This window comes from Stenotrophomonas sp. GQ19 (assembly GCF_059758695.1).
This window is the reverse complement of sequence record NZ_JCAXES010000001.1, coordinates 667,340-683,193: the sequence shown is the minus strand read 5'-3', so window position 1 is coordinate 683,193 and position 15,854 is coordinate 667,340. Positions and strand designations below refer to the sequence as shown.

The 15,854-nt window shown below is 60.1% G+C and carries 13 protein-coding genes; 11 read left to right on the top strand and 2 right to left on the bottom strand.

Annotation, left to right across the window (positions count from 1 at the left end; all coding sequences use genetic code 11):
- The first annotated feature begins 80 nt into the window (after positions 1-80).
- From AC6CHL_RS02850 to AC6CHL_RS02830, 5 genes are all read left to right on the top strand, one after another.
- Positions 81-926, top strand: a complete 846-nt coding sequence (locus AC6CHL_RS02850; RefSeq protein ID WP_185753499.1) for a DUF6708 domain-containing protein — start codon at positions 81-83, stop codon at positions 924-926.
- Between the two features lie 437 nt (positions 927-1,363).
- Entirely contained in the window at positions 1,364-4,096 is a 2,733-nt protein-coding gene (locus AC6CHL_RS02845; RefSeq protein ID WP_498293270.1) for a type VI secretion system Vgr family protein, read from the top strand.
- The gene (locus AC6CHL_RS02840) at positions 4,083-4,997 is read left to right on the top strand and encodes a DUF4123 domain-containing protein (RefSeq protein ID WP_185753500.1); all 915 of its coding nucleotides are present in this window, start codon (positions 4,083-4,085) and stop codon (positions 4,995-4,997) included. The genes AC6CHL_RS02845 and AC6CHL_RS02840 overlap by 14 nt, the downstream gene beginning before the upstream one ends.
- Entirely contained in the window at positions 4,990-8,244 is a 3,255-nt protein-coding gene (locus AC6CHL_RS02835) for a toxin VasX (protein WP_185753501.1), read from the top strand. Before AC6CHL_RS02840 ends, AC6CHL_RS02835 begins: the two co-directional genes overlap by 8 nt.
- An 85-nt stretch (positions 8,245-8,329) precedes the next feature.
- Positions 8,330-9,307, top strand: a complete 978-nt coding sequence (locus AC6CHL_RS02830; protein ID WP_498293269.1) for a hypothetical protein — start codon at positions 8,330-8,332, stop codon at positions 9,305-9,307.
- A 38-nt stretch (positions 9,308-9,345) separates the two neighbouring features.
- On the opposite strand, the gene AC6CHL_RS02825 is transcribed toward AC6CHL_RS02830, so the two are convergent.
- Positions 9,346-9,777 (bottom strand): formylglycine-generating enzyme family protein, encoded by a 432-nt coding sequence (locus AC6CHL_RS02825; RefSeq protein ID WP_081797199.1) that lies wholly within the window; start codon positions 9,775-9,777, stop codon positions 9,346-9,348.
- 31 nt (positions 9,778-9,808) lie between these two features.
- Between AC6CHL_RS02825 and AC6CHL_RS02820 the strand changes: the two genes are divergently transcribed.
- The 6 genes from AC6CHL_RS02820 (at position 9,809) to AC6CHL_RS02795 (ending at position 15,553) form a co-directional block, all read left to right on the top strand.
- Positions 9,809-10,780, top strand: a complete 972-nt coding sequence (locus AC6CHL_RS02820) for a DUF6708 domain-containing protein (RefSeq protein WP_498293267.1) — start codon at positions 9,809-9,811, stop codon at positions 10,778-10,780.
- A 15-nt stretch (positions 10,781-10,795) separates the two neighbouring features.
- Positions 10,796-11,899, top strand: a complete 1,104-nt coding sequence (locus tag AC6CHL_RS02815; RefSeq protein ID WP_498293265.1) for a hypothetical protein — start codon at positions 10,796-10,798, stop codon at positions 11,897-11,899.
- Between the two features lie 56 nt (positions 11,900-11,955).
- Positions 11,956-12,990, top strand: a complete 1,035-nt coding sequence (locus AC6CHL_RS02810) for a DUF6708 domain-containing protein (RefSeq protein WP_498293263.1) — start codon at positions 11,956-11,958, stop codon at positions 12,988-12,990.
- 17 nt (positions 12,991-13,007) lie between these two features.
- Positions 13,008-13,967 carry a DUF6708 domain-containing protein gene (locus AC6CHL_RS02805; protein ID WP_498293262.1) on the top strand — a complete coding sequence of 320 codons (960 nt, stop codon included), beginning with the start codon at positions 13,008-13,010 and terminating at the stop codon, positions 13,965-13,967.
- 8 nt (positions 13,968-13,975) lie between these two features.
- Positions 13,976-15,052, top strand: a complete 1,077-nt coding sequence (locus tag AC6CHL_RS02800; RefSeq protein WP_498293261.1) for a hypothetical protein — start codon at positions 13,976-13,978, stop codon at positions 15,050-15,052.
- 264 nt (positions 15,053-15,316) lie between these two features.
- On the top strand, positions 15,317-15,553 hold the full coding sequence (locus AC6CHL_RS02795) for a hypothetical protein (RefSeq protein WP_498293260.1): 237 nt from the start codon (positions 15,317-15,319) through the stop codon (positions 15,551-15,553).
- Positions 15,554-15,625: 72 nt separating this feature from the next.
- On the opposite strand, the gene AC6CHL_RS02790 is transcribed toward AC6CHL_RS02795, so the two are convergent.
- On the bottom strand, positions 15,626-15,823 hold the full coding sequence (locus AC6CHL_RS02790) for a hypothetical protein (protein WP_038688029.1): 198 nt from the start codon (positions 15,821-15,823) through the stop codon (positions 15,626-15,628).
- Positions 15,824-15,854: the final 31 nt, after the last annotated feature.

Here is a 15,854-nt window from a genome sequence, read left to right as displayed (position 1 = left end):
GTTGGTTGAGAAGGTTCAAGGTGGATCGAACGATCGACCCTACCGAGCAGTGTGAGCCATTGAAGCGGGAGCGCACTGGCGTGAGCAACGAACGGCACTGCGTCATCCGCCTGAACTCGACGTACATGGATGTGATTGATCGGCGCTACCGTCTTCGGGGGATGGTGACGACGACCGTGGTAACGCTGGTCAGTACCGCCTTGGCGCTGTTCGGGGTATGGATGCTGGTGACCTGGCTTCCCACCGTGTACGCGGGGCGAGCGGTAGACTGGTTCATGGCGGGCGTTCTGGTGATCGGCTTCGTCGGTCAGTTCGCGCTGATGTATCGATTGGTCATTGGCCGCGATTTCTTCACCTACAAGTACTACCCGATCCGGTTCAACCGTCGCACGCGGATGGTGCACGCCTATACGGATGCGGGCCCTTCCGGCGTCATCAGCGTGCCGTGGGAGCAAGCGTACTTCCATCTTGGGCACGGTCAGGGTGAGACGTTCCTGCGCGATATTCGTTGCCACGTCATGGAGGGGGATACGGTCAGGCATACCTTTGCCGTCGGTCACTATTTCGACGATGCGGACAAAATTCGCGAGATCTGGGAGTTCATCCGACGCTACATGGACGAAGGACCGGAGCACGTGGTTGACGCGCCGTCGTCGCGGCGTGTGCACCTGTCTGTGGCGGACACCTGGAAGAATTGCTACCTGACGGTGATCATCAGCCTCGGTGAGGCGTTGCTACCGTATCGCACGGTGCTGATGCCGTTGCTGGGGCCATTGGTCGTATGCCGATGGCTGGTGTTGAAGAGCAGCAGAGCGCCGGAGTGGCCGGCCCATGTGGTGACGGAATCCGTCGTCGACGTGGCCGATCCGCATCAGTGGCCGGAGCCGGAGTATGTCGGGCAGTTCTATGCGGGACGCGGTGTCTGACTGCTTAGCGCTCTCAGAGGAGAATGCCAGTGCGGCGGTGCCACTTCATCGTGACTTGGCGACGCGCATGCTGTGCCTGTGTTCTCGTCTGCATCCGGTGACATGCGGCAGGCTGCACACGCGCGCCCGATTGAGGGGCTGTCGATGTGAAGATGCACCGAATAGGGCATTTTCCCAGCGTGCTACTCGACTGACTTGCCTGTGTTCCCTATTCTAGGTGGCATGTCCGAGTTTCCGGGTTAGCCTGGAACAAGAGCGCGGCGTCGCTCGGCGCTCTTGATCGGTGCACATTGTGACCTGGGTCACACTGTGCACTGTATAGGTTCCGATGGTTGGTTGATTTTCCGTCGCGAATGAATCGTGCGGCGTCTCGACTGATGTTCTGCTGATGATGGGTCGCCCCAGTTGAATCTGCGGGGCTAATGAATGGAAGCATTATGAAATCCACAAGCACGATACTGGCCGCGCTTGCGGCACCGGGGCAGGCACAGCGCCTGCTGCAGCTGCGCACCTCGCTGGGGAGCGACGTGCTGGTGGCCGAGTCGCTCAATGGCGTCGAGCAGATCGATGGCGTGGGTTTCGTATTCGACGTCATCGCACTGTCGTCCGATGCCAACCTGTCGCTGGACAGTCTGCTTGGGCAGCCGGCATTGCTGCAGATGCACGCCATCGGCAACGAGCGCCCGTTCCACGGCCGGATCACCGCCGCCGAACGGATTGGCAGCAACGGCGGCCTGGCGCGGTATCGCCTGCGCCTGCAGCCCTGGCTGGCCTTCCTGGGCCAGCGCGTGGACAGCTACGTGTTCCATGACGCCAGCGTGGTCGACATCGTCGAAAACGTCTTCGCCGACTACAGCGGCCTTGTTCCGGCATGGCGCTGGGACCTGACCGATCGCAGCCTCTACGCCAAGCGCAGCCTGACCACGCAGTACCAGGAAACCGACCTGGCCTTCGTGCAGCGCCTGCTGGCCGAAGAGGGCATCTATTACTGGTTCGAGCATGCGGACGACCCGGGCAGCGAGTCGTTTGGGGCCCATACCCTGGTGCTGGCCGACAACCACCACGGTGCCAGGGACCTGGGCACGGTGCGTTTCCACCGGGGCGATGTGACCGAGCGCGATGACAGCGTGCAGCAGTGGTCGACCGCGCGCCGCTGGCGTACCACCAAGGTGTCCCGGCACACTTGGGACCACCGCACGTTGGAGCTGCGGCAGGCCAGCGCCGAAGCGCAGATGACACAGAATTCCATGGGTGAGGACGCCGACACCTGCGGCCCGTACGGCTGGCAGGACAACGCGCGTGGCCAGCGTAGCGCGCAGCAGCACCTGGATGCGCTGCGCGTGCGCGCGCATACGATTGAAGGGCAGGGCAAATGGCGCCAGCTCACGCCCGGGGCGCAGTTCCAGCTGGGGCAGCATCCGGGCGTGGACGCGGGTACCGCCTTCCTGTGCCTGTCGGTACAGCACCAGGCGCGCAACAACTTCGAGGCCGATGTGTTCGATGTGCTGGAGCAGCAGCTAGGGCCGGCCGCGCAGGCGCCGCTCAGCCTCCCGGGTGCCTTGAGTGGCTTGTCCGTTGCGAATGCATCGCCGGACCTCACTACGACCTTCTACGACAACCGCTTCGTCGCCATCCCGGCCGAGGTGGTGTACCGCCCGCAGACCGAGGACGGCCACGGCACGCGTTTGCATCCGCGCCCGTCGATTACCGGCACGCTCAGCGCCATCGTGGTCAGCGACGGCGAGCCCTTGCAGTCCGATCGTGACCACCGCATCAAGGTGCAGTTCCCGTGGCAGCGCGGTGGCAGTTCCAGCACCGGTTTGGTCCATCCCGGCGGTGACGACAACGCCCCGGCCAACGGTGGAGCGTGGACCTGGGTGCGAGTGATGACCCCGTGGGCCGGCGACAACTGGGGCGGCGTGGTGCTGCCCCGTCGTGGTCAGGAAGTGCTGGTGGCGTTCCTCGAGGGCGACATCGACCGGCCGGTCGTGGTCGGCGCGGTCTACAACGGCCGCGGCCAGACCGATGCCGCCCATAACCAGGTCGCCAGCGGCGGCGCCAACGCCACCGGCAATGCGCCGGCGTGGTTCGACGGCAATGAGCACGCTGCTGTCTACACCGGCTTCAAGAGCCAAGCGCTGGCCGACAGCCAAGGCGGGCAGGGCGGCTATCAGCAGATGCGCCTGGATGACACGCCGGGCCAAGGACGTGCGCAGCTGTCCACCACGCAACACGCCACCACGCTGACCCTGGGCCACCTGAAGGGTGGCGAAGACAACGTGCGCGAAACCGAGCGCGGCTTCGGCGCGGAGCTGTCTACGCAGGCCTTCGGGTCACTGCGTGCCGGGCAGGGGTTGCTGCTGAGCACCGAGTCTGGCGAACCGCAGCTGGCCGCCAACCAGGCACTGACCCAGCTGCAGGAAAGCGCCGAACTGCTGCATTCGCTCAACGAATCGGCAGTGAACCAGCAAGCACAACTGCCCGATGAGCCATCCACGCTGCAGGCCCACGACGCGCTGGAACACCTGCAGGAAAGCCTGCGCGCCACCCAAAGCGGCAGCGCGGCGGGCAGCATCAGTGGCGGAGACGGGGATGCCCCTGGTTGGGACAAGCCGGTCTTGATGGGCAGCGGCGTGGCCGGTGTGATGAGCCTGACCCCGGCTGATCAGGTCTGGGTCAGCGGCACGCACACCACGCTGGCCTCGGGCGTGGCGCTGAACTGGCTGAGCCAGGGCTCGATCACGATGGCAGTGGCCGGCGGGCTGGTGCTGTACACCGCCGGTGCTGAGCCGAAACCCGAAAGTCCGAACCAGGAACGCGGGATTGCGCTGCACGCCGCGCAGGGCAAGGTCAGTGCGCGCGCGCACAAGAACCAGGCGATCCTGGCGGCCAAGACCAACGTGAAGATCACCAGTACCCAGGCCGACGTGCAGTTGTCGGCGCCAAGCAAGCATTTGCTGGCGACTGCGGCCGGTGCTTACATCCGGATCGAGGGCGACAACATCGAGCTGGGCGCGCCCGGCAAGGTGGAGTTCAAGGGCACGCAGCGGGAGTGGACGGGGGCGAAGTCGATGACCTCCGACGTCACAGCGCAGGCGGGAAAGAACGATCGATGCAACGAGGCAAGTGTAGATGCGGCCAGCGCAGGAGCAGCACATGTTGCGCTATGACGCCCGATATGACGTCTTCGTTGGACTGAAAGAGCGGATACAGAGCTCGTCGGGCGCCGTGTACATCCTTATGGACCCAATGTCGCGCTGTGATCTCAGCATGCTGAACGGCTTCAAGAGGAAGAGATACACCGTCGACCTAGAGCGATTCGGAATGCGCAGCGAACTGTGCCCATACGTCCTAGAGGTTGAGAGCATGAACGATGACGTGTTGAAGGAGAGCGTCAACGTCGCTTGGGAGCATCGCGAGGATTGGCAAAAGCCACAGCCGGTTTGTGGTTGGATTTCCAGCCCACTTTCTGCGTCGGCATTGGCGTCGGCGATACTTGTGCAGGCTGTAACCACTGCTGCAGACCGGACCAGGCATCTCAATAGGTTCTACGACCCGCGAGTAGCTCGGCATGCAACTTTCGCACTAACCGTGTCCGAGGATTTTCCAGGTGCCTTGGCGTGGTACCAGCTTGGCTGGGATGGGGAACTACAAGAACTGCCCTGCAATGTTCGCGTTGCGTGTCAGCCGACGTACATGCTGCACTCGCAGGATCCGCATGCAGAATGGTGCATACCTATCAACGCCGCTATCTCGCAATTGCAGCGAATGGGTGTCGCTTCCGTTCATCACGAGGAGGAGCTGCAGCGCGCAGTTCGCACGGGCATGTCGCTTGGTCTCCCAGCCAGCGAAGTTGCGGATGCGACTACCTTCCTGCTTCACAAGGTGTTAGTTCATCCGCAGATCGAGAAACATCCGGTGATTGCTGGCTGGCTGCGGGAGGTCGCAGGGAGGAGGGCCTCTTACGCCGATCTTTGCTCCCAAGCCGATTCTGAGTGGTGGTGCGGAGTCGAAAAAGGCGCTTGGATCAACGATGTGAAGGGAATCAAATTGGAGGTTGGACATGGCTGATGGTGCGAGTATTGCGAGTGGTGTGAAGCGATCAGTGCAAAACCCAGCGCCGTTCGGTGACTGCAAACGCTGTGACAAGGCGGGCTTCCCGATACTGCCGATGCGCTTTGCATACACACCGCGATCAGCCGCGTCCGAAGTCGGATCTGCAAGCCTGAGCAATCAGGACTACAGCTTCCGAGCTGGCGTATTGGGTATGCGGCTGTTGAGCCAAGGCTTCCTCTATGTACTGGACGAGCGAGGCGGTGGCACGTGGCGTGCCTTCCAGGCATCCATCGAAGGGTCGCTGTCTGAATTCCCGGTAGCTAGCAAGCCTGAGACCGCGGAGCCTCAATGCGGGCGCTCCGACCATGCCGTTCGTTCCGCTACGTTCTCGGTCCCCGAACCCAAGAGCGCTAAGCGCATTTGGGTGGCCTACTTCTCAGTCTGGCAAACCGAGCACCAACTGCAGATGTTCGAAGCCGCGCTGCTTGGTAAGGCGATGCCCGCGCGTTTGGAGGACGACCCTGATGTTGAACTCAAGGACCTGAAAGCACGATTCCAAGAGTTCTCCGTCCCTGACCTGGTGGCCGGCGCCAAGGCCGGTGAAGTGCAGCATCAACAGGCAGATGCGTTTGGGTTGAGTCTGGCAAGGGTGAAGGACTATGCCCCGGAGTTCGGTGGTCGCCACGCCCTGTATGCCGAGAGTGTCACGCCTGGTGTTGATCGGTCAGGACTAGCGGCCTCGGTGGCGCAGCGCATGGCGGGCATGCACGAGGCCGGGGGAGTCGCGCTGTATCTCCATGATCCGATCGGGATCGCCATGGAGATCCGACACCTTTCCAATCTCAAGCGTTTGCAAATTGAGGAGATCAATCAAAAGTATCGGAGGCAGATCGCCGTCAAGCAGCTCATCGAGCAGATCGGCAAGTCTTGGAAAGCCCACGGTGCCGAGAAAGAACGCGAGTGGCTAGAGGAGTACATCAACAAGATCGATGCGACTAAGCTGGGTGCCTTCGAGCGCGAATTCGCCGCGGACATGGGGCAGCGCCCCATGATACTAAATGGGTTCTGCGATGATATTGGTGAGTTTCAAAAAAGCTGGGCGCTGAGACACGCTTGTAAACACGACTTTGATATTGCAGATGCAGATTCAACCATTGAGATGGTCTGCCAGATGGCGACTATCATGGGCGGTGGTCCTCATGGTGAAATTGATCGACAGCATGCGCTGCAGGAGTTTGAACGGCCCGTTGAGGATAACCTATGGTATTGGGCGATCACCGCTGGTCAGAAGAGCCTCCTGAGCAGTATCGTTGAGGACAAGCAGGCGGATGCTCAAGGAATAGTCAAGTCCGCATATAGTGTTCTTGACGCTTGGAATGTGGAGAAGGGCAACTATCTTTCGCAACTTCAGGCGCATTTGGCGGGGGCTGGCGATCCGCCAAAGGCGATTTCCTCCGGCGCAATGCGAAGGACGGTTTTTCGAGCGTGCTTGGGCATTGAAGCGGCCCTGCGGAACCTCATGACCTTTGGTCAAGGTCTGCTAAGCGACATTAACCTCGCTGCATTCAAGCATGTCCGAGTGTTTGCAATGGCTGGCGCACTTTGGTTCCGCACCGCAGTGCAGCCCTTGGTTGAAGAGGTGACGCATGCAGACTTTATACGCGACAACAAGCAGAGCGCTTGGGGTCATTCCCTTGAATCTCGGTTGCAGCATACGGTCGATGGTGAAGGTGCCAAGCGTTCGGCGATCAACGTAGCAGACGTTACGGATGAGCTGGGTGAAGCTGGGCGCAAGAAGATCCCTCTGCTGAGAATCCATTGGGGAGAGATGATTGAGATTGACTCGTTGAGTGGTGAGCAGGCTCGCAGGGTCGGGCAGGAGTTGAATCGTAGGCAGCGTCGCGCAGCAGCTAAGTCCGGCAGAGGTTCAGATGCAGGAAGGGCGCCTGGTAAATCCGCAAAGGCGCCGCTGAGTGCTGCGATGGAAAAAGTCTATGAGCAGTTGCGCCGGCAGGCACTGATTGAGCAGGTTTCAACGAAGGTCAGGCAGGAGGTTGCCGCAGACGCCGCAAGGATCAATCGTGCCCGCGTACAGACGGCCTCAGGACCGCTAGCGGCAAGCCCTGCGCTGGCAGGCGTTCCTCGGGCGACAACGGGTGGCTGGAGCAGCAGAACGATGGCAGCCCTCAAGCAGGGGGGGGCATCTGGAACGCTGGCGGTCTGGGCTATGGCCTTTCAGGGGGTCGCGATCGCGGCATCCTGCAAAGAAGCTCTCGACAAGCCGTCAGGAGCCGCTTTGGCCAAGATCACGGCTTCAATACTTGGATTTCTCGGCGCCGGATTTGAGGCCACTGGCGCGGCAATGACGTTGCGCTCCTATTTTTCCAAAAGAGCGGTAACTATATTCTCCCTGTCCGGTGAAGCTGTTGCAGCGGCCGGGGGCGTTATTGGTGGCTTCGCCGGGATAATCATGGGTGCACTTACCATGATGGAAGGGCGAGCTCTGAGTAAAGAAGGCGACGAAGATGCTGGCGGATTAATGGTGGTCGCCGGGGTGCTCTTGACCGTTAGTGGAGTTGCAACCGGTTTGGGTGGCCTGTCAATTCTGGGCGCGATCGGCGGTGGTCCCGTTGTCTGGACGATAATAGCTGTTGGAGCGGCTATTTTGGGGCTCTACGTATTGGTATCAGCTGAGGAAAAGCGCGACAACGCGGTTCAGGTCTGGCTTCGATCCTGCATCTTCGGAAAGATGCCGAAGTATTTGAGCGAGGAAGAAGAGCGGCGTGCCCTGGAGGCGTTGTATGTTGTTCCGTTCGCGGTTACCGCGGTCTGGAGAAGTGGGCGTTCTATAGCCGGATTCAGCTTCGGCGGGACTGTCGATATTATTATCGATGCGCCTGACGTGAGGACTGGCAAGGGGTGGCTTGAGCACAGTATTTCATTGGAAATGAAGGATGGTCGTAAGCTGGCAGCGCGCTCCGCTCGCCTCGTTGAATCTGGTATTAGGACCGGCCTCACCGATCCGAATCGCCTGTCCGAAGGCCTTGAGCATCATAATAGAGGATTGTCTGCACCGACGTCCGGGGGGGCGAATCTACGGGTGTCTCCATCAGGAGGGGTGATGTGGCGAATATGCTATGTGACTGACGCATTACGCAGTGTAGAGGTTGTCGCGCGCTTCTGGCCTGACAAGGTTGATAATGCTGGTCTTGTCTTGCCCAATGGGAATGGTATATCGCATATGTTGACGGCAGGGAATTGATATTATGGTCGAGGAGTGCTCGGGTTCTCGTGGGGATGTAGATGTTGTGGATTTTTCGTCCCCTGTCCAGGGCGTAGGTGGTGTCATGTATCCGCTGCTGCATTGGCGTGTTGAAGATGTCGATGCTGATTTTGTGATGGACATTAACGATGAGGAACTCGTCGTGGCCTCTGACGTTACTCTGCTTTCAGGTGGGAAGGGCGGAGTTCTTTGGATGATGTGCGTCGTCTTGCTCATGGATTTGTTTTTCATTCATCTTCTTATTGAGATGATTAGTTTTGGTGGTTTTGGGTTTGTAGAGTTTTTCGTCGCTGCGGTCGGTCTTTCCAGTATCCCCCTGTGCATTTGGATGTATAAGTCTGTCAGGTACAGGGGTCGTATTGAGCCAATAGTATTTAATAGCGTGCATAGAACCGTTAGTCATTACGGAGAGGATCGCGTTCGGACCATCGACTGGAATCGCGTCAAGCCATTCATTCGTATCGTTCGCGCAGTCGGTGCAGCCGGTGGGGCACAGGTGCAGCTCCTCGTTCTGGCGGACGTGGATGAAGTTTCTGGTAGGGTCAAGGCGGAGATCGTTGCTGGCCGGGGAGGGGTGATCACAGCAGGCGCTTTGAGATATGGATTCTTCAAGACATTCATGGACGGTACGCTAGAGGAACTGCCCCGATTCCGCCTGATATCGGTAAATCTGGATTGGATGCAACGCATGGCGATCAGTCTCTGGACGGTTCCTGCTTTGCGTTGGCGCTGGTTGGGTGAGAGACGTTGGTCCCCATGGGTAGGGCTGGCAAGCTTTTGCAACACGCTTGCGGCGTTCCCCCTATTGATGGCGGAGTTGATTGCATCGCGAATCACCCTCGGACCCCGCGGCGAGTCTTCCTTGGGGCCTTGGCACAAACGATTCGATGCGCTTGCGCCGGATTCTCTGCTTCGTGAACGTGCACGCCATCATGGGGATGTAGTCGTGGAAGCCAAGCGCTGCTTGCTAGCTTCAATTGCGATTGGCTGTGTATTCTGGTTGGCCGCACTTATTTTCTTTGGAGTGGTTTTGACGTCATGACGCCGCCCGGCTCCCAATGTGGTCGGCCCCTTGGAGATTCAGCGCGCCTTCGCGACGCAGCGGAAGCCGTTGCCAAGGTTGGGGTTGGGATTCTCTTCGACCACCTCCCCATCAGCAAAGGTGACCGGGCCAGGCTCGGGCACCTGATGGCTGCGGGTGAACGTCATCGACGTGACCGAAAGTTGATCGGCGTCCCGGTCGGTGCTGCTGCGCTGGACGCGCTCGGTACCCGATGCTGGTCCGGTCGGGTTGCGGATTTGTTTAACATCGTACTCGGTTGCGTACCAGTCGCTCACCCATTCCCTGCCATGGTCGATCATGTCGTATAGCCCCAGTGCGTTGGGCGGAAAGGCGCCCAGAGAGCTAACATCCGTGCGCTGACGATGCTTACTGGCAAATGCGTCGTACTGCGCAATGCTGGATACGTTGCGGCCGTTGTCCAGCTCGCCATTGTCGGTTTGCCAAGGCACTGACGCCTTTTAGGACATCTAGGAACGCAAGATGATTACCGGGTGGCTCAAGCCGTTTCCCACGCAACGACCTTTGACGAAAGAGGAGGCGCAGGCGCGGCTCAATCCTGACGCGCATCAGGGGCATGTGCGGCCAGACGCGAGGCTCAGCCTGATCGGCCTGGATGAGTATTCGGCGGAGTTCGTGGATAGAAGCTTCCGCATGCGCGGCTCCTCGATCACACTGTTTGCATTGGTCTGTTTTCTGGTGATTGTCGCCACGTTGCTCTACGTGGTCCTGGGGCTGGCATGGCCGAGCTATGCGCAGGAAAAGTTCGGCGCAGGAGATCTGCTGCTCGCCATCCTGCCGGTGGTCCTGGTTGCCGGCGCTGCCAGTACGATGATCGGGCGGCGAACGCTTCGCCGCGAGCTCTTCACCTATACGCACTATCCGGTTCGGTTCGACCGTGAGCGCGGTTTCGTCCATGTGTTTCGGCATAACGGGCCGGACGGCGTGCTGAGTGTTCCCTGGAAGGACGTCCATTGGTTCGTTGGCCGTGGTGAGCGTCAGGAGTATCTTCTTGATGTCCGTGGTGCGCTGCTCGACCGCGGCCTGGTTCAGGACATGTTCTCGGTAGGCCACTATTTTGATGACGGCGCGCAGGAAAGCGTCCAGGCATTGTGGGAGTTCATTCGCACATACATGGCCGGTGGCCCCGCTGCGTTGGCGGCTGCCGGTGTGCCGCCGCTGATCGATCTCTCCGTTCGACCCACTTGGCGCAACGCATGGCGATGGGAGATGCTCCGATTGGGCGAGCGTTTCGCGCGTATGCGCTACCTGCTTTTCATGATTTACTACCCGATCATGCTGGTCATGACGTCGTGGCGTTGGATGGTGTTGAGTTCCTGCAAGGCGCCCGCCTGGCCGTCATCGGTGCTGATGAGCAACGCTCCGGTGCGTCCCTGGCCGCAACCCCGTTGGGTTGGAGAGATATCGGATCACGTATCGCGGCCGTCGTTGTAGCGGCTGGTCTGCACCGTGACCGAGTTCAATGAATCACCCCGGGGAGTTGAAAACGCAATGCGGGTAAACGATGTAGCGACCCCGGCCGGCTCTGCCATCATGGACATGGCCTCTCCAGTGCAGGGGCCGGGTGGGGTGATGTACCCCCTTACCCATCACCGCGCAGAAGATGTGGATATCGACTTCGTGCTTGATGTCGACGAATCCGAGCTTGTGGTGGCGCCTGACGTGACCCTCCTGTCCGGTGCCAAGGGCGGGCTGCTGTGGCTGGTCGGGATGATCATGCTGGTGGATATCGTGATCCTGGCCGGCCTTCCTGGCATGCTCGCCGACTGGAAGGACATGGTGGCCTCCACCATTGTTACCCTGCTGTTTCTGGTGCTGAGCGCAGCCTTCTGCGTGGGCATGGTCCGTTCGGTCAGGCGGGGGAACCGGGTGGAGCCCGTGCTGTTCAACCGGGTAGCCTGCACGGTTACACATTTCGGTAGCCAAGGTGTTCGCACCTACCCTTGGGAGCGGCTTCGGCCCTTTGTCCGGATCGTCCGCGTAGTGAATACGGTGGGCGGCGGCCAGGCCTACCAGCTCGTGTTGGCCGATGTGGATCCGATCACTGGCCGGGTTGACGCCGAGTTCGTCGCGGGTAAAGGGGACCTGATCGGCGCCGGGGTGCTCCGCTATGGATTCTTCAAGACGTATATGGGCCAGCCCCTTGAGCGCTTGCCGAGCTTCGGCCTCGTATCGGCCAGCCCCGATTGGATGCAGCGCCTTGCACTGAGCATCTGGACCTTTCCAGGTCTCGCACAGCGATGGCTTGGCGAGCGACCGTGGTCGTCGCTGGTTGGCCTCGGCAGTGTGCTTAACACTGCCTTGGCAATGCCGCTGCAGACGCCGGAACTGCTTGCGGCCCGGATTTCACTGGGGCCGTACGGCGAGGGCGCTTTGGCGCCGTGGTTGAAGCGCTTCAACGCGCTGCCAGCCGGCACCACGCTACGGCGCTTGGCGCGTAGCCATGCGGCTGTCGTTGCGCCTGCGCGCAGATGCATCCCGGTTGCGTTGGCCATCGGGACGGTGTTCTGGGCGGGCGTGTTGTGGTTGCTGGCGGATGCCGCGCTTGGCTGAATGCTTGCCGGAAAGCGGGGATAATGAACTGATATCGCACAATGGAATGAGTGATCTTGGAATCGGACGAGCAAGCCGGAGCATTTCCGGATGATTTGAACCCGCCAAACGGACAGGCCGTGGGCCTGCTGCCCGCGGCTAGCGTGCAGAGCAGTCATCACGCCAATACGGGGGGCGGGGTAGTGCGTGTTTACCCGGACGGCCTGGCGTTCGTGGATCAGCTGGGCGCCATGCGGGGCTACCTGAGCTCTTTCGGTCTATTGGCCCTTCCGCTGGCGATCGCGATGCTCATCATGGGGATCAGCAACGGCTGGTGGCTGCCCTTGATCATGGTCGTGATCTTGCTATGGCTGGCGTTGCTGTTCATCCAGGTGGACTGGGTGGGGTTCCGCTACGAGCCGGTGCTGCTCAACCGTGCCTTGGGAAAGGTGCATGTGTTCAAGGCCATGGGTCTGCCATGGTGGCAGTGGGGATGGAAGTTGTGGGGTAATAGCCGATACGAGATAGACACGTACGACTGGTCATGCGTCCGCGCGGAGGTCGTGGAGTTCACCATTTTCACCGGTCAGATTTCACGACGGGAGTCTGGCCTGGTGTTTGCGATTACCGACGTACCGGGTGGGCGTGACGTGGTGCAGCGCTTTGGGGTGGGTCCCAGCTTCGGCTACGGCGATCTTGAATTCCCGGTTCAGCGCTGGGAGCATATTCGACGCTTCATGCGTTATGAGGGGGCTGCCTGGACGCTGATGGACAGCCTTTACGAGGACTGGGGCGTCGCGTTCTGGCCCTCGTTCTGGTTGCTTCAACCCCTGTTCGACGATCGCGCAGTCGCGTGGCGGCGAAAAGGGATCCTGGCCTGGATGGCTGGCGTAGGCATGTTGTTCTTCCTGCCGTTCACCGCCTACATGGGGCTGGTACGCTATCTCAGCTACCGCCTGAAACGGGAGCCCGCGTGGAGCAGGGACATTCTTGCCAGTCTCGGTGGCCCTGCGCTGACCCATGAACAGTTGAGCGCTTTGGCCCTGACAGATGCGAAGGTGAAGCCGAGCAAGGGATCCAAGCATCGGCGGCGCCGCCAAAAAAGCCATTGAGTGCTGGAGCGTGAGCGATGTACACCGGCTGGTTGAGGAAGTTCAAGGTAGACAGGCTGCTCGCGCCCCAAGAGCGCTATGAGGCACTGCCGCGGAATCGCAGTGGGCGTAGCAACGAACACCACTGTGTGATCCGCCTGAATTCCACCTACATGGACGTCGTTGATCGTCGATACCGCCTGCGCGGCATGGTGGCAACAACGGTGGGGACACTGGTGTGCACCATGATGGCGTTGTTCGGCATATGGCTGCTGGCGACGTGGGTTCCGAACGCTCGACCGGACGGGCGGATCGACGGGTGGCTGGTCGCGATCATACTGACGCTGTTCATTGGCCAGTTTCCCGTCATGTGGCGTTGCACGTTTGGGCGTGATTTCTTCACCTATAAGCACTATCCGATTCGTTTCAATCGGCGCACCCGGATGGTGCACGCCTACACCGACGCCGGCCCATCCGGTGTCATCAGCGTTCCGTGGGAGCAGGCGTACTTCCATCTGGGACACGGTGAGGGCGAGACGTTCCTGCGGGATATTCGCTGCCACGTCATGGACGGGGAGATGGTCCGGAAAACGTTCGCCGTCGGCCACTATTTCGACGATCCCGCCACGATCCGCGAGATATGGGAGTTCATCCGGCGCTACATGGATGAAGGCCCGGAGCACGTGGTTGACGTGCCTGCGTCGGCGCAGTTGCACCTGTCCGTGGCGGATACCTGGAAGAACTGCTACCTCACGGTGATCATCAGCCTGGGTGAGGGGTTGCTTCCCTATCGCGCGGTGCTGATGCCGTTGTTGGTGCCGTTGGCAGCTTGCCGCTGGTTGGTTTTGAAGAGCAGCAAAGCGCCGCAATGGCCGGCGTACGTGGTGGCAGAATCCAGCGTCGACGTGGCAGATCCGCACCAGTTGCCAGAGCCGGCGTATGTCGGACAGTTCTATGAGTTCACGGCATCTGGTGGCTGTGCACGCCGAGAGAGGTAAGGGGCGATATGAAGAAGGCAGTGCGTGATCTCGTCCTTGGGATGAAAGATTTACCTGAGAAGGGAGGGTATTGGGGGCTTCTACTCAGTAAGAAGGGGGTGCCCGCAGATCTGGAGCCAGCTTCGGCGAGCGCGATTCAGTCTGTGAATGATAGATACATTTTGTTTGCTCCAAGTCTTCAGGCGTCGAACAGGGGTTTCGGGTTCGTCTTTGGATCTGTCATTGGGCTTGCTTTTCTTAGCATGTTTGTTTCTGTGCTGACAATATATGGGCTATACAATGATGCTGGTTTTGTCGTTGATAGGCTGATTGTTTTGCTCATACTCGCCATTCTAGGGTCTGGCTTCTTTGGCTGGGCGCATGTGTCGCTTCGCACTAAGGTGTCACCGCCTGTTGTGCTTAGTAAGAGGCTGCGCCGTTTTTACTACTGGATGAACAGCAAGGATGGCTGGATTTCCCTGCCCTATGACGATGTCCAACCCGTCAATATGGTGGCCAGGATGTACAGCACGGCAGGTGGATCGACGGCATACGTGTTGGCGATGGTCGACCTCGTGCCGGGTAGCCGCCGTATCCGCTGGTACCTGCCTCTCGCGGTCCCGCACCGGAGCATCGAGACGCCGGAACGCATCTGGGCGTTCATTCGCTGCTATATGGACGGTGCGCCGGAGTACCTTCCGCCCGTGGAGGCGCAACCTGCGATCGACGATCCCAGGGCTGATCTGGCGCGCATGGACCGCTTTCTCTTTGGCAGTTTGGTTGATGAGAACCATCGTGTGGTCCCCGGAGTATTCTCGAAGCTCTATGTTGGCTTTGTCGGGGGCACCATGTACTGGTTCGAGCGCGCCGGTTTATGGATATCCCGGACGGCGCCTCGGCCTCAGTGGCCCGAAGAGATTGCGGAAGAAATGGCGCTGCCGGTTGATTCCAGCGCCTACAAGGTTCGTGCACCAACACCCGCACAACGCCTGGCCAACGAGAACGCGCTGCCGCACATGCGACGGCGTTGGATGGTGCTCGGTGGCATCTCCACGATATTTGTCCTAACGATGTTTGCAGTTTTAGGTATCCCGCCGTGGTTCTAGGGTTCTGACGATGTCTGCTCGAGGGCAGCATGGCTCGCGCGAGCGCGTAGACTGGGCTTTACGCAGCCAGCCCCGATGGCGCCCGGTTGATGCCGGTCTTGACGGGCAACGCGCAATCCAGTGTGAGGATAGCGGGCACTCACGAAAGTTCCGGGGTAATTGTGGGTGGCGGTCGCTGACTCTCCTCCCGAGTGTGCGGCCAGAGAACCGCTGTGCATAGCGCTGCGCAGAGAGAGGGGCGGCAAGGGGACTTGAGGGATTGAAATGGATTACGCGGATATCGATGCACGAAATCTCAGGTTCCCGGTCAATCGCCCCTTGACCGATGCAGAGAGGATGGCGCAGTTGGATCCGACCCGATCTACGGGTGTCGCACCTCGGATCGGGTTGTCCATTGTCAAACTCAACTCGACCTGCATTGAGCTCGTGGACCGTTGGTATCCGGTCAAGGGATTCAATGTCTGGCTGTCTGTCATGGAGGCGCTCGCACTGCGCGGGTAATGCCTTCGTACGGCAACGTCGTCAGCCGCCAGGCCTCGGGCTGGCGGCTCCAGCGTCGCCGTCTCCAGGGAATCAGCGGAGCCCGACCAACAGGAAACCAGACAGCGCGAAGAGCATGGCGAGCAGGACGGGGCTGATGGCCAGCAGTCGCTTCAGCGGTGATTGCCAGCCGGCGAATCGGCCCAGATAGCGGTAAACCGCTCGCACAAAGCCACAGCAGATCGCCATGACCAGCACGAAGTACACGATGTAAGTCCAGGTCCAGTTCACTCGATGCATCCAGCTTCAGAGGGCGGCTAGA

Excerpts from the sequence above, each read along its gene's own strand:
- AC6CHL_RS02840 (WP_185753500.1), top strand. The coding sequence starts at position 4,083 with ATGTTGCGCTATGACGCCCGATATGACGTCTTCGTTGGACTGAAAGAG.
- AC6CHL_RS02805 (WP_498293262.1), top strand. The coding sequence starts at position 13,008 with ATGTACACCGGCTGGTTGAGGAAGTTCAAGGTAGACAGGCTGCTCGCG.
- AC6CHL_RS02795 (WP_498293260.1), top strand. The coding sequence starts at position 15,317 with ATGGATTACGCGGATATCGATGCACGAAATCTCAGGTTCCCGGTCAAT.
- AC6CHL_RS02845 (WP_498293270.1), top strand. The coding sequence starts at position 1,364 with ATGAAATCCACAAGCACGATACTGGCCGCGCTTGCGGCACCGGGGCAG.
- AC6CHL_RS02800 (WP_498293261.1), top strand. The coding sequence starts at position 13,976 with ATGAAGAAGGCAGTGCGTGATCTCGTCCTTGGGATGAAAGATTTACCT.
- AC6CHL_RS02835 (WP_185753501.1), top strand. The coding sequence starts at position 4,990 with ATGGCTGATGGTGCGAGTATTGCGAGTGGTGTGAAGCGATCAGTGCAA.
- AC6CHL_RS02830 (WP_498293269.1), top strand. The coding sequence starts at position 8,330 with ATGTATCCGCTGCTGCATTGGCGTGTTGAAGATGTCGATGCTGATTTT.
- AC6CHL_RS02820 (WP_498293267.1), top strand. The coding sequence starts at position 9,809 with ATGATTACCGGGTGGCTCAAGCCGTTTCCCACGCAACGACCTTTGACG.